At 73.2% G+C, this 13,080-nt stretch carries 11 protein-coding genes and 1 riboswitch; of the genes, 8 read left to right on the forward strand and 3 right to left on the reverse strand.

Features of this window, described 5'->3' with window-relative positions; translation table 11 throughout:
• Nucleotides 1-12: 12 nt before the first annotated feature.
• From ACGFI8_RS22845 to ACGFI8_RS22855, 3 genes are all read left to right on the forward strand, one after another.
• Complete coding sequence (locus ACGFI8_RS22845; protein WP_392807693.1) at nucleotides 13-1,188, forward strand: FAD-dependent monooxygenase; 1,176 nt, start codon at nucleotides 13-15, stop codon at nucleotides 1,186-1,188.
• Nucleotides 1,189-1,265: 77 nt separating this feature from the next.
• On the forward strand, nucleotides 1,266-2,828 hold the full coding sequence (locus tag ACGFI8_RS22850) for a diguanylate cyclase domain-containing protein (RefSeq protein WP_392807696.1): 1,563 nt from the start codon (nucleotides 1,266-1,268) through the stop codon (nucleotides 2,826-2,828).
• Between the two features lie 59 nt (nucleotides 2,829-2,887).
• A riboswitch (cyclic di-AMP (ydaO/yuaA leader) is annotated at nucleotides 2,888-3,040 on the forward strand.
• 373 nt (nucleotides 3,041-3,413) lie between these two features.
• Nucleotides 3,414-4,196: a hypothetical protein gene (locus ACGFI8_RS22855; RefSeq protein WP_392807698.1), complete on the forward strand. Its 783-nt coding sequence runs from the start codon at nucleotides 3,414-3,416 to the stop codon at nucleotides 4,194-4,196.
• A gap of 37 nt (nucleotides 4,197-4,233) precedes the next feature.
• Here ACGFI8_RS22855 and ACGFI8_RS22860 read toward each other — a convergent pair whose 3' ends face one another.
• Both ACGFI8_RS22860 and ACGFI8_RS22865 read right to left on the reverse strand, forming a co-directional pair.
• Nucleotides 4,234-5,289 carry a polyprenyl synthetase family protein gene (locus tag ACGFI8_RS22860; RefSeq protein ID WP_392807699.1) on the reverse strand — a complete coding sequence of 352 codons (1,056 nt, stop codon included), beginning with the start codon at nucleotides 5,287-5,289 and terminating at the stop codon, nucleotides 4,234-4,236.
• Nucleotides 5,290-5,549: 260 nt separating this feature from the next.
• Complete coding sequence (locus ACGFI8_RS22865) at nucleotides 5,550-6,326, reverse strand: vancomycin high temperature exclusion protein (RefSeq protein WP_392807701.1); 777 nt, start codon at nucleotides 6,324-6,326, stop codon at nucleotides 5,550-5,552.
• Between the two features lie 104 nt (nucleotides 6,327-6,430).
• Between ACGFI8_RS22865 and dnaG the strand changes: the two genes are divergently transcribed.
• Together dnaG and ACGFI8_RS22875 are read left to right on the forward strand one after the other, a co-directional pair.
• Complete coding sequence (gene dnaG, locus ACGFI8_RS22870; protein WP_392807702.1) at nucleotides 6,431-8,275, forward strand: DNA primase; 1,845 nt, start codon at nucleotides 6,431-6,433, stop codon at nucleotides 8,273-8,275.
• A gap of 89 nt (nucleotides 8,276-8,364) precedes the next feature.
• Nucleotides 8,365-8,889, forward strand: coding sequence for a hypothetical protein (locus ACGFI8_RS22875; protein WP_392807704.1), 525 nt, complete (start codon nucleotides 8,365-8,367; stop codon nucleotides 8,887-8,889).
• Here ACGFI8_RS22875 and mptB read toward each other — a convergent pair.
• Nucleotides 8,886-10,250: a polyprenol phosphomannose-dependent alpha 1,6 mannosyltransferase MptB gene (gene mptB / locus ACGFI8_RS22880; protein ID WP_392807706.1), complete on the reverse strand. Its 1,365-nt coding sequence runs from the start codon at nucleotides 10,248-10,250 to the stop codon at nucleotides 8,886-8,888. The genes ACGFI8_RS22875 and mptB overlap by 4 nt on opposite strands.
• A 54-nt stretch (nucleotides 10,251-10,304) precedes the next feature.
• Here mptB and ACGFI8_RS22885 point away from each other — a divergent pair, with 54 nt between their 5' ends.
• From ACGFI8_RS22885 to ACGFI8_RS22895, 3 genes are read left to right on the forward strand one after another with little or no spacing between them, the layout of a single operon-like run.
• A complete protein-coding gene (locus ACGFI8_RS22885; RefSeq protein ID WP_392807707.1) occupies nucleotides 10,305-11,237 on the forward strand; it encodes an ABC transporter ATP-binding protein in 933 nt (310 codons plus the stop codon).
• Nucleotides 11,237-12,001 (forward strand): ABC transporter permease, encoded by a 765-nt coding sequence (locus ACGFI8_RS22890; RefSeq protein ID WP_392807827.1) that lies wholly within the window; start codon nucleotides 11,237-11,239, stop codon nucleotides 11,999-12,001. Before ACGFI8_RS22885 ends, ACGFI8_RS22890 begins: the two co-directional genes overlap by 1 nt.
• On the forward strand, nucleotides 12,001-12,807 hold the full coding sequence (locus tag ACGFI8_RS22895; protein WP_392807708.1) for an ABC transporter permease: 807 nt from the start codon (nucleotides 12,001-12,003) through the stop codon (nucleotides 12,805-12,807). The genes ACGFI8_RS22890 and ACGFI8_RS22895 overlap by 1 nt, the downstream gene beginning before the upstream one ends.
• The last annotated feature ends 273 nt before the right edge of the window (nucleotides 12,808-13,080 follow it).

The raw sequence follows: 13,080 nt of genomic DNA on the forward strand, positions 1-13,080 counted from the left end.
TACGGTGTACGCATGACTCGGGTTCTGATCTGCGGTGCGAGCATCGCCGGCAACGCCCTGGCGTACTGGCTGCGCCGCGCCGGCTGCGAGGTGACGGTGGTGGAGCGCGCGCCGGCCCTGCGCGAGGGCGGGTACGCGATCGACATCCGCGGGGTCGCGCTGGAGGTGGCCGCGCGGATGGGCATCGCGGACGAGGCACGGCGGCGCGGTACCGACACCCTCGCCACCGACTTCGTCGACCGCGACGGCCGGCGGATCGCCACGCTGCCGCTCGGCTTCGGGGTGCTCGACCCCGCCGACATCGAGATCATGAAGGGCGACCTCACCGGCATGCTGCACGCGGCCGTGCCGGACGGGGTGGAGTGGATCTTCGGCGACACGGTCGCGGCGCTGCGCGCGGACGCGCGCGGCGTGGAGGTGACGCTCGAGCGCGGCGGGGCGCGCCGGTTCGACTTCGTGGTGGGCGCGGACGGGATCTCCTCGCGGATCCGGGCGCTCGCGTTCGGGCCGCCCGAGCGGTACGTCCACCACCTGGGCAGCAGCGCGGCGATCTTCACGGCCCCGAACGAGTTGGGTGTCGAGCGCCGGCAGGTGATCCACTCCGCCCCCGGCCGGGTGGTGAGCGTGAAGACCGACCGGGGCTCCCACGAGGTGAAGGTGACGCTGCTGTACGGCGGGCCGATGCCCCCGCGCGACCACGACGCCCGGCTGCGGTCCGTCGAGGAGGCGTTCGCCGGGGCCGGCTGGGTGGTGCCGCGGCTGCTCGAGCACATGCGGGCGGCGCCGGACCTGTACGTCGCGCCCAACGCGCAGGTGCGCATGGACCGCTGGACCTCGGGGCGGATCGCGCTCGTCGGCGACGCCGGGTACTGCCCGTCGGCGCTGACGGGGCAGGGCACGGGCCTGGCGCTGGTCGGCGCGTACCTGCTGGCGCGAAACATCACGGAGTGTCCGGACTTATCAGCCTACGATCGCGAGCTGCGCGACTTCGTCGACCGCAACCAGCGCGCCGCGCTCGGCCCGGCGAAGGGGTTCGCGCCGAAGTCCGAGCGTGCCGTGCGGCTGCAGGCGCTCGGCATCCGGATGCTGCCGTACATGCCGTGGCGCCGGCTGCTCATCGCGGCCGTGACCCGGGAGGCCCGGCGCGCGGCCGGCGCCCTCGCACTGCCGCCCACCGCATTTTCGTGACACGAGGGTTTACTTCAGATCCGGTTTGATGCGTCGATGTAGGGGTGCAAGGTCAGCCGGAACTGGGTGGGCGAGCCATGGAGCCTGATCGCGACGCGGCGATGGCCGCGATCCGCTCCGTGTACCGGATCACCGGCCGGATCAACACCGGCGTGACCCTCGCCGAGACGCTGCAGCTCATCGTGGACGCGGTGGTCGACGGCGTCGGGTTCGGTGTCGCCGTCGTGAACTACCTGCACCCCGAGGGCGTGTACGAGGCGGTGGCGCTGGCCGGTTCCGACGAGGCCCGCGAGACGCTGCTCGGCGTGCGGTACCCCGCGGAGGATCTCGACGGCTACCTCGAGCGCGCCGAGCGGTGGGGGCAGCTGCGGTTCCTGCCGCACGCGAGGTTCAGCGACCACATCCAGTCGTGGGTACCCGACGAGGTGCCCGTCGACGACGGCGTGCCCGAGGACGAGCGCTGGCACCCCCTCGACGCGCTGTTCGCGCCGCTGCGGGCGCCCGACGGCGAGCTCGTCGGCATCCTCGGCGTCGACCTGCCCGCGGACGGGCGCCGGCCGGGTCCGCTGCAGCGCGAACTGCTGGAGATGCTCGCCGCACAGGCCGGCATCGCGATCAACAATGCCAACCTCGTCGAGGCGCTGCAGCGGGAGCGGCGGCACCTCGCGGCCAGTGAGGAGGCGTTCCGGCTCGCCTTCGACGGCGCCGGCACCGGCATGTGCATGATCGGGCTGGAAGCCGCCGACCTCGGCCGGATGACGCGGGTCAACCCCGCGCTGTGCGAGCTGCTGGGGCGCGACGAGCGCGAGCTGGTCGCGGTGCGCCTCGGCGAGCTGCTGCACCCCGACGACGTCGAGGTCGCCCGCGTCGCGTTCGCCGCCGCGCTGACGAGCAGGGGCGCGCCGGTGCGCGACTACGAGCTGCGCTGCGTGCGCGGCGACGGGCAGATGATCTGGATCTCGGCGACCATGTCGATCGTGGCCGGGCCGGCGTCGTTCGGGATCCTGCAGGTCCAGGACGTCACGGACCGCAAGGCCACCGAGGCCGATCTGGTACGCCGGGCGCTGTGCGACCCGCTGACCGGGCTCGCCAACCGCGACGCCCTGGCGGCGCCGCTCGCCGCGGCGATCCGGCGCGCCCACGCCGGGCAGGGCGGCAGCGCGCTGCTGTTCTGTGACCTCGACGATTTCAAGGTGGTCAACGACACGCTCGGGCACGAGGCCGGCGACGCGGTGCTCGTCGCGGTGGCCCAGCGGCTGGCCGGGCTCGTCCGGCCGGGGGACACGGTGGCGCGCCTCGGCGGCGACGAGTTCGTGGTGCTGACCGAGAACGTCGGCGATCTGGCCCGCGTCGCCCTGGCCGAGCGGGTCGAACGGGCCGTGTCCGCGCCGATCATGCACGACGGTCACGTGCTGCGGGTGCGCGTCAGCGTCGGCGTCGCCGTGATAGACGACACGGTCGCGGACGCCGGCGCCGCCCTGCGCATCGCCGATCGGGCCATGTACCAGGTGAAAGGCCATCGGCACGATAACCGGATGACGGACAAGATGACCGGCCGGGTGACGGCCTTCGGTGAGCGTACCGGTGCATCGGGTGGGATCCCGTTGCTGCGGTTGGCCGAGGCGGAAACCGCCCAGTAAGGTCGGGTGGTCTGCTCGGTCGACGTGCGCCGATCACGGTGCCGCCGGGCTGGCGCCGTCGAGCTGCACCGCCGAGTCGCACAGCGCACTTCGGCATCGCGGGCCGGGGACCCATGCAGTCCCTTGGGGTGTATCCGTGACCGAGTCACGGTAGGGCGAATCCTCCCGTCCGAACCCGTCAGCTAACCCGGTAGGCGGCACCGGAAGGAGAACTGCTCGTGCTGCATCTCGATGCTCCGACAGCGGCCGCCCGCCGCCATCCTCAAGGCCGGGTGAACGCCAGGACGTAACGCCTGGCCGCGCTCAAACGCTGATCGACGCCCAATCGCCGCGCGACCCCGGCCGAGCCGTGGGACCGCGCCGATACCGCGCGCCCTCTCCCGTGCGGAGTCCTTTGCACGCCCGCTCCGGCGTGTGCTTCGCCGTGCGCTGATTCGCGCCGTATTTCCGTGCGCTCTTTCCGCGCCCATTTTTTCGCGCCTATTTCTCGCGCAGCCGTTCCCGCGCCGTTCTGTTCCGTGCGCTGACGCCGCGGCGCCCTGCCGTGCGCCCAGCTCACGCCGTCTTCGATGAGGAATCGCTTACGTGAAGTCATTACCGCGCCAGTTCCAGTCCAGACGCCGGCGGGTCAGCCTGTCCGTGCGAACCGGGGCCGCGTCCGCCGTCGTGCTGTCCGCGACGCTGTTCGCCGCGGGCTCCACCGGCCGGCCGCCGGCCGTGCACCCGCCGGCCGTGGCCGCCCCGCCCGCCTACGCGTACGCTGCGGCGTTCGTCTCGCCGCTGCTCGGCGGCACCGCCGCCGTCTCGGCGGCCGAGGCGGCGCCCGCCGCGCCCACAACCACGCCGACCAAGCCGACCAAGCCGACCAAGTCGATCATGCCGACCAAGCCGACAACGCCGACCACGCCCGTCGCGCCGGCCGCGCCACAGCCGCCGCGCCCGGTCGCCGGGCTCGACCAGACCCAGATGAACAATGCCGTGACGATCGTGCGGCAGGGGCGCGCCCAGGGCCTGCCCAGCAAGGCCCTCGTCGTCGCCGTCGCCACCGCGATGCAGGAGAGCGACCTCTACAACGTCGCCAGCCGCGCCGTGCCGGCCTCGCTGAAGCTGCCGCACGAAGGGGTCTCCCAGGACCACGACTCGGTCGGGCTGTTCCAGCAGCGCACGAGCCAGGGCTGGGGCACCGTGGCCGAGCTCATGAACCCGTCCCACTCGGCGATGCTGTTCTACAACGCGCTGACCCACGTCAAGGGCTGGCAGAACATGAGCGTGACGGCTGCCGCGCAGGCGGTGCAGCGCTCGGCGTACCCGGAGGCGTACCAGAAGCACGCCGACCGGGCCGCAAAGGTCGTGGCCGCCATCACCTGACCGTCATCGCTGACCGGCCCGCGCCCCGCCGTGGCGCTCAGCGCGGCGCGGCGGTCGCGCGGCGGGCCAGCGCCACGAGCTCGGCGATCGAGGCGGGTGACGGGGAGGCCAGATCCAGGGCGAGCAGGGCCTGGGAGAGCAGCTCCTCGGCCTGGCGGCGGCACCAGTCGCGGGCGCCGGACTGCTCGATCGTCTTCGCCGCGCGCTCGGCGTCGGCGTCGCTGAGCCGGCCCCGGCCGTCGAACAGCCCGGTCAGCTCGTCGGCGCCGGCCGCGATCGCCGCGGCGACGGGCAGCGAGCGGCGGCGGCGGCGCAGGTCCGGGTACGCCGGCCGGCCCGGGCCGTCGTCGGCCCAGATGCCCAGCAGGTCCTCGGCGAACTGCACGGCGAGGCCCAGCCGGACGCCGAACAGGCGCAGCCGCTCGACCTGGGCCGCCCCACCGCCGCCGGCCACGGCGCCCAGCGCGCAGGCGCAGCCGAACAGCGCGCCGGTGCGCTGCTCCACCATGGCGAGGCAATCGCGCAGCAGGTCGGTGCGCTCCTCCGCGGCGACGTCCGGGCGGGTCTCGCGCAGCGCGAGCGAGGCGTGCTGGCCGTGCAGGAGCTCCTGCACGGTGTCGCCCAGGATGCGCATCATGGCCCGGTCCGGGCCGGGCTGTCCGGAACGCTGCCGGGGCCGGCCCGGCGCGATGTGGGTGGGGTCGCCGGTGGCCACGACGTCGAACGCGAGCGCGAGCAGCGCCTCGCCGCCCAGCGCCGCCGGCTGGGTGCCGACCACGCTCCACGCGGCCCCGTCGGCGCGCCCGTCGACCAGGTCGCGGCGGATCGCCGACCAGTGGTGCATGAGCTCGACGGCGACGGCGGAGGGCACCGCGTCGTGCGGGTCGCCGCCGACCGCGGCCGCGCACACCAGGGTGAGCGCGCTGCGCAGCGACGCGCCCGGCGCGTCGCGGCCGGTGTGCCAGCCCAGCTGCAGCTCGGCGACCTCGCGGGACGGCTCGGGCAGCCGCCCGATCGCCGCGCGCAGTGGCGGGCCGACGAGGCCGCCGGACCAGCGCAGGACGTCGTCCGTGGTCCGTAGCACGATCACCATGAGCCGCGCCGTCCAACCCGTCTCACAGGCCGCCCCATGCGTACGCTCGCCGTCACCGGACTCGCACCACCCATCGCATCGCACTTGACAGATCTGGCCGCGTCGATGCGGCGCCAGGGACCTGGTCAAGTATGCCGAAGCGACCGGCCGCGCACGGCGAAAACGGCGATGGCGGGCGGGTGTGGCGAGGACGGTTGTCGCCCGTCCGGTGCGTGTCGCGCGAAGTTCCGCGTGTCGTCCCGCGCTGGGCGCTCCGTCCACTATGGAGTGTGTGCGGCCACCGCCTGCCGGAGTGCCTGATCCGGCGGGGACTGCACGGCCGGCGGTCGGTGCCGCAATGCGTCCCAGGCGGCCTTCCAGCCGGCCCCGACCTCTCTGGTGTCGTTGTACCAGATCGTCACCTGCCGGCAGCCCCGGCAGCCGGCCGGCACGCCCCACGCGTCGACGCCCACCCCGCGGCAGAGGGCCACCGCGCGGTACAGATGCGTGTCCTGACTGACCAGGAGCGCGCGGTTGACGCCGTACACGTCGTGAGCGCGCCGGCACGTGTCGTAGGTGTCCAGGCCGTACGGGTCGAGCACCAGCCGGGGCGGGTCCACGCCCCGCGCCGCGAGGTAGTCGCTCATCACCTTGACCTCGTTGCCCGAGCCGCCGTGCGCGTCGCCGGAGATCAGCAGCGCCTTCACCTTGCCGGAGGAGACCAGCGCGGCCGCCGTGTCGAGCCGGTTGCGCAGGAACGACATCGGGTCCTTGCCGCCGTGCTCGAGCTGGGCGCCGAACACGATCGCCACGTCCGCCGCCGGGGCGCGGTCCGCCGGGACGACCCGGCCGGAGGCCTCGGCGCGGATCCAGACCGTCGGCGCCAGCACCAGGGCGGCCACGACGACGGCGGCGACCGTCAGGCGGCGCAGGGCGCGCCGGCGGCGGCGCCGGTCGTCGGGCAGGCGCCCGGAGAGCCCGAGCGTGGCGATCATCACCCAACGCCGGCGGTACCACGGGGTGACAGGCGGCCGTTGCGGCCCGGACTCGGTCGGCATGGGCGCAGCATGGCACGGCCCGGCAACCCGCCGCCGCCCCGTGAGTCGTAAATTGTCGGTGCCGCGAGGCAGGATGTAGGCGTCGGACGGGTGGGAGGTGGCGGTTGGCCGGCAAGATCAAGGACGAGGACATCGCCCTGGTCCGGGAACGCACGTCGATCGAGGACGTGATCTCCGAGCACGTCACGCTGCGCTCCGCGGGTGGCGGCAACCTCAAGGGCCTGTGTCCGTTCCACGACGAGAAGACCGCCTCGTTCAACGTCTCGCCCACCCGGAACGTGTATTTCTGCCACGGCTGCGGCGCCGGCGGCGACGCCATCAAGTTCCTGATGGACCACGACCACCTGAGCTTCGTCGAGTCGGTCGAGCGTCTCGCCGCGCGGGCCGGGCTGCAGCTGCGATACGTCGAGGCCGGCAGCGCCCCGATCCGCCCCGCAGGGCAGAAGCAGCGGCTGATCGCCGCGCACGCCGAGGCCGCCCGGTTCTACGCCGAGCAGCTCGGCACGCCCGGCGCCCGCCCGGCCCGCGAGTTCCTGGCCCAGCGCGGGTTCGGCAAGGAGGCCGCCGAGCGCTACGGGTGCGGGTTCGCCCCCGACGGCTGGGACCACCTGAGCAAGCACCTGCGCCAGAAGGGGTACTCCGCGCAGGAGCTGACCAGCGCCGGCCTCTCCCGCGAGGGGCGCTCCGGCGGGCTCATCGACCGGTTCCGCCGCCGGCTGTTGTGGCCGATCAAGGACATTTCCGGCGACGTGATCGGCTTCGGCGCGCGGCGGCTGTTCGACGACGACGACGGCCCGAAGTACCTCAACACGCCCGAGACCCCGCTGTACAAGAAGTCGCACGTGCTCTACGGCATCGACCAGGCCAAGCGGGAGATCGCCAAGCAGAGCCGGGTCGTCATCGTCGAGGGCTACACCGACGTGATGGCCTGTCACCTCGCCGGGGTGTCGGTGGCGGTCGCGACCTGCGGCACCGCGTTCGGCGCCGACCACATCTCGGTGCTGCGCCGGCTGCTGCTGGACGCCGACGGCTACGGCGGCGAGATCATCTTCACCTTCGACGGCGACGCGGCCGGGCAGAAGGCGGCGCTGCGCGCGTTCGAGGACGACCAGCGCTTCGTCGCCCAGACGTTCATCGCGGTCGGCCCCGACAACATGGACCCCTGCGACCTGCGGCTGGCCAAGGGCGATGCGGCCGTGCGCGACCTGGTCGCCGACCGCCAGCCGCTGCTCGACTTCGCGCTGCGCTCGGTGATCCAGCGCTTCGACCTCGACACCGCCGAGGGCCGCGTCGGCGCGCTGCGGGCGACCGCGCCCCTGGTCGCCAAGATCAAGGACCGCACGCTGCGGCCCGAATACGCCCGCAAGCTCGCCGGCGACCTCGGCATGGAGCTCGAGACTGTGCAGCGCGCGGTCAACGCGGCCGCCAAGGGCGTCGCCGACCCCGTGCCCGCCCAGCGGCGCATCCTGGCCCCCGACAGCGCCGAGGCGCTCGTCGAGCGGGAGGCGCTCAAGCTGGCGCTGCAGCAGCCGGCGCTGGCCGGCCCGATGTTCGACGCGGTCGGCGCCGACATGTACACCCATCCGATGTATTCGGTCCTGCGCGCCGCGGTCGCCGAGGCGGGCGGCGCCTCCAGCGGCGGCGGCGGCGCGGTGTGGATCGAGCGGGTCCGCGAGGCGTGCCTCGACCTGGCCGCCGGCGCGCTGGTCGCGGAGCTGGCGGTGGAGCCGCTGCGCCTGGACGGCGAGCCCGACCCGCGCTACGTCGAGGCGACGATCAACCGCCTCCAGCTGATGGCGCTCAACCGGACCATCGCCGAGCTCAAGTCCAAGCTGCAGCGCATCAACCCGGTGACCAACGCCGAGGAGCACTTGCGGCTGTTCAGCGAGCTGGTGTCGCTGGAGCAGCACGCCCGGGCGCTGCGGGATCGCGGCGCGAGCCGCTGGTGACGCCGCGACTCGCCGTTGAGCCCGAAATGTCCGGCCGCAAGCAGCCGGACATTTCGCCAATATCGCGATATTTGGGGGAGGGTTAGAACGTGTTTCTGAAGCGGCGGCGGCTGCCCGCCGACAAGCGCCCCAAGCTCGGCCCCGACGAGCGCGTGGTCGCCTGGGCGCACGCCACCGGCGACAACGTCGTGGTGGCGACGAACCACGGCCTGTGGCTGCCCGGCGTCGAGGAGCGCCTGGGCTGGCACGAGATCCACAAGGCCACCTGGTCGGGTCGCCAGCTCGCCGTGGTCGCGGCGCGCGAGCTCCCGGTCGGCGACGAGGACTACGCCGTGATGGCCGACCTCCCGCCGCTGATCCTCACCCTGCTCGACCCCGACCGGGTGCCCGAGCAGGTCCGGGTGCGGGTCAACAAGTCGATCGCGCACACCTCGCACCACCCGCTCGACGAGACCCGCGGCGTGCGGGTCGTGGGGCGGCGGGTCCCCGGCGTCAACGGGCTGCGCTGGACGGTCCGCTACGACGAGGGCATCGACCCGGAGGCGCCGGGCGTCGCCGAGCAGACGCACGAGCTGGTCGCCTGGGCGCGGTCCGGCGCCGGTACCGCGCTCTAGGGCTTACTCGCCGCCGGCACCCGGCGGCGGGATCGCACCAGGCGCGCGACCACCGCGACGACCAGGGCGACGTCGAGGAACGCGCCCGGCAGCTTGGTCTTCGTGGCCAGGCCCAGGCTGTCCGGCAGGGTCAGGAACGGTAGTGCCACGACCGCGACGTGCACGCCGGTGCGCAGCCGGCCGGTCAGGTGCGTGCCGGCGAGCACCGCGATGCCGGCGAGCGCGTACCAGGCGTAGAACACCGGCCCGAGCACGGCCGTGGCCAGCAGCGCCAGGCCGGCGGCGGTGAGCACCGGGTCGGCGGCCTCGCCCGGCGTGCGGCGCGCCGTCCGCAGCGCCCGCCACCAGAGGTACACCAGGATCGCGGCGAGGGCGGCGAACCCGAGCGCGCGGGCCACGGCCACCGCGGTGTCGAACGCCGCCGGCCGGCCCGCGACGCGCAGCACGTAGCCGGCGGCCATGCCCACCCCGGTCGGGATCGACAGCCACTGCTTGAGCTCGGCGGTGGAGCCCAGCGCGCGGACGAAGCCGAGGCCGTGGCCGGTGGCGGCGGCGAGCACGGTGTACGTCAGCAGCATCACCCCGGTGAAGCTCGCCGGCGCGCGGCGGCACGGCCCGCCGACCCGGAACAGCACGAGCAGCACCGCGAACGGCGCGGCGACCACGGCGGTGACCTTCACGGCCGCGGCGAGCCCGAAGGCGACACCGGACAGCCCCGACCGGCCGCGCGTGGCGAACGCGAAGCCGGCCAGCACGAAGCCGGCGAGCAGGATGTCGTTGTGCACGCCGGAGACGACGTGGATCAGCACGAGCGGGCTGGCGGCCAGCGCGGGCGAACTCGGCGTGAGGCGGTGCGCCGCCGCCACGCACAGCACCAGCCCGAGCACCGCGATCAGGCGGAACAGGCCGACGGCGACGACGAGGTGGCCGTGCGCGAGCCAGGCTGCGCCGCCGGAGATCGCGAACCACAGCGGGCCGTAGGGGGTCGGGGTGTCCCGCCACAGCGGCGGTACGTCGGACAGCCAGGTGCACGGCAGCGCCGACGGCCCGTGTTCGTACAGGTTGATCCCGGCGTCGAAGAGCTGGCCCTGGCAGGCGTACGCGTACACGTCCAGGGCGCCCATGGGCGGCGCGACCAGCAGCGGAACGCTCCAGATCGCCGCGGTGACGAGCAGCTCGCGGGCGCCGGAGGCATCGCGCAGCGACCACCAGGCGCGGGCCAGCAGGGCCAGGCCGACGAACCAGACGCAGACGCCGGTCACCCATGCGGCGTCGTGAGGCAGCGGCTTGCCGGCCAGGAACCCGCTGGCGGCCAGCAGGGTTGTCGCGGCCAGCCCGAGCCAGCGCGGGTTGAGGCGCACGGGGGCATCGTAATAGCGTTCAAAATTGTCGTACCCCCGGGCTATGGTCGGGCCGTGGTGGACAACGGGGCATTGATCGCAGCAACCGCACTGGTCAAGCAGTTCGGTGAGTTTACGGCTGTCGATGGGATCGACGTGCGCGTGGCGGCCGGGGAGGCCTTCGGGTTCCTGGGCCCCAACGGCGCGGGCAAGTCCTCCACGATGCGGATGATCGGGTGCGTGTCGCGCCCGACGAGCGGGTCGCTGCGCATCCTCGGCCTCGACGCGGCGCGGGACGGCCCCGCGATCCGGGCGCGGCTGGGCGTGTGCCCGCAGCAGGACACGCTCGATCCGGAGCTGACCGTGCTGGAAAACCTGGTCGTCTACGCGCGCTACTTCGGGGTGCCGCGCCGGGTCGCTCGGGAGCGCGCCAGGGAGCTGCTCGACTTCGTGCAGCTGGCCGACCGGGCCGGCGACAAGGTGGAGCCGCTGTCCGGCGGCATGAAGCGACGGCTGACGATCGCCCGGGCGCTGGTCAACGAGCCCGACATCGTGCTGCTCGACGAGCCGACCACCGGGCTCGATCCGCAGGCCCGGCACCTGGTCTGGGAGCGGCTGTTCCGGCTCAAGCAGCGCGGCGTGACGCTGGTGCTCACCACGCACTACATGGACGAGGCCGAGCAGCTGTGCGACCGGCTCGTCGTGATGGACGGGGGTCGGATCGTCGCGGAGGGCTCGCCGCGGCAGCTGATCGAGCGGCACTCGACGCGCGAGGTGGTCGAGGTGCGCTTCGGCGACGAGCCGGCGGACGTGGCCGGCGACAAGCTCGACGGCATCGGGGAGCGCGTCGAGGTGCTGCCGGACCGCGTCCTGGTGTATACGGCGGACGGCGACGCCGCGGTGGCCGAGATCGCCGGGCGCGGCCTCGTGCCGTCGAGCACGCTGGTCCGGCGCGGCTCGCTGGAGGATGTGTTCCTGCACCTCACCGGCCGGACGCTGGTGGAGTGATGGGCACCCTCGCCGCCCTGGGATACCACCTCGTCTCCTATCGGCGCACGTGGCGCTCGACGGTGTTCAGCTCGTTCGCGCTGCCGGCGATGTTCCTGATCGCCATGGGCGTGACGGTCGGCAGCTACGTCGACGCGCGCTCGGGCGCCGCGCTCGGCGTGCCGTATCTGGACTACATCGGGCCCGGCCTGCTCGCCTCGACCGCGCTGCAGGTCGCCGTCGGCGAGTCGACCTGGCCGGTGTTCTCGGCGTTCAACTGGATCCGCAGCTACCACGCGATGCGCGCCACGCCGCTGACGACCGGGGCGATCATGCGGGGCCACCTGCTGTACCTGGCGCTGCGGACCGCGCTGGCCGCGGTCGCGTTCCTGCTGGTGCTGCTGCCATTCGGAGCACTGCACTCGTGGTGGGCGCTCGCCGCGCCGCTGCCCGCGGTGCTGGTCGGGCTGGCCTTCGCGGCCCCGACGTTCGGCTTCGCCGCGGCGGTGGACAGCGACGGCTACTTCGCGGTGCTGTTCCGCCTGGTCGTGGTCCCGATGTCGCTGTTCGCCGGGGTGTTCTTCCCGGTGGGGGACCTGCCCGCGCCGGCCCGCGCGCTGGCCTACGCCTCGCCGCTGTGGCACGGCGTCGAGCTGTGCCGCGCGGCCACGCTGGGCACCCCGACCGCCTGGGGCGTCTGGGCGCACACGGCCGTCCTGCTGGCCTGGATCGCGGCCGGCTATGCGCTGGCCCTGCGCCGCTTCACCCGCCGGCTGGAGGACTGATGGTCACGACGATGGTCTACGGGCGGATCGAGCGCAACGCCAGGGGCGCGCTGTCGGTCACCGCGCGAAACCTGGCGGCGGCCCGGCACGCGGCGTACTGGTGGGTGCTGATGTCCGGGTTCGCCGAGCCGCTGCTGTATCTGCTTTCGATCGGCGTCGGGGTGGGGCGGCTGGTCGGCGACGTGCCGCTGGCCGATGGGCGGATGGTGTCGTATGCGCAGTTCGTGGCGCCGGCGATGCTCGCCGCGTCGGGCATGAACGGTGCGCTGGCCGAGACCGTCATGAACTTCTACGGGAAGTTGAAGTTCATGAAGCTCTACGACGCCACCCTGGCCACGCCGGTCACGCCGATGCAGCTGTCCGGGGGCGAGCTGCTGTGGGCGATGGTCCGCGGCGGGTTCTACTCGGCGGCGTTCCTGATGGTCATGGTGGCGCTCGGGCTGACCACCCCGCTGTGGGCGCTGGCGGCGTTCCCGGCGGTGGTGCTGGTCGGGTTGGCGTTCGGCGGGCTGGGCATGGCGCTGTCGACGCTGCTGCGCTCGTGGCAGGACTTCGACTACGTCAACGTGGCGCAGTTCGGGCTGTTTCTGTTCAGCGGGACGTTCGCGCCGCCGTCGGGCTACCCGCTCGCGGCCCGGGTGCTGGTGGAGGCGACCCCGCTGTACCACGGCGTCGCGCTCGTGCGCGGGCTGTGCACCGGCTCGCCGCAGTGGGGGCTGCTCTGGCACGCGGTCTATCTGGGAGCGCTCGCATCGGGCGGGCTGTGGCTCGCGAGCCGCCGGCTGGGAAAACTTCTGCTGACCTAGTTTGCCCCGGTTTCGGAAAGGTCGGATGATCTCCACGCGGACCATCTGACCTGCCGGAACGTGCATATTTTCGATTGCGTCCGAACTTCCGTCAGAACCAGCAAAAGTTTGGTAACGGACGCCAGAAGCTCTAGACGCGGGGGATGGGACGGCCTAAAGTCTCGACGCAACACGGGTGTAACGCACGGCACACGGCCCGGCAACTAGGGCCGGCGTGCCGGTGTGGTGGTGTAGCCGCATGTCGCGGACACCTGCCTGCGACCTGACGAGGAG

This window comes from Dactylosporangium sp. NPDC048998, from assembly GCF_043197855.1.
GTDB lineage: Bacteria > Actinomycetota > Actinomycetes > Mycobacteriales > Micromonosporaceae > Dactylosporangium.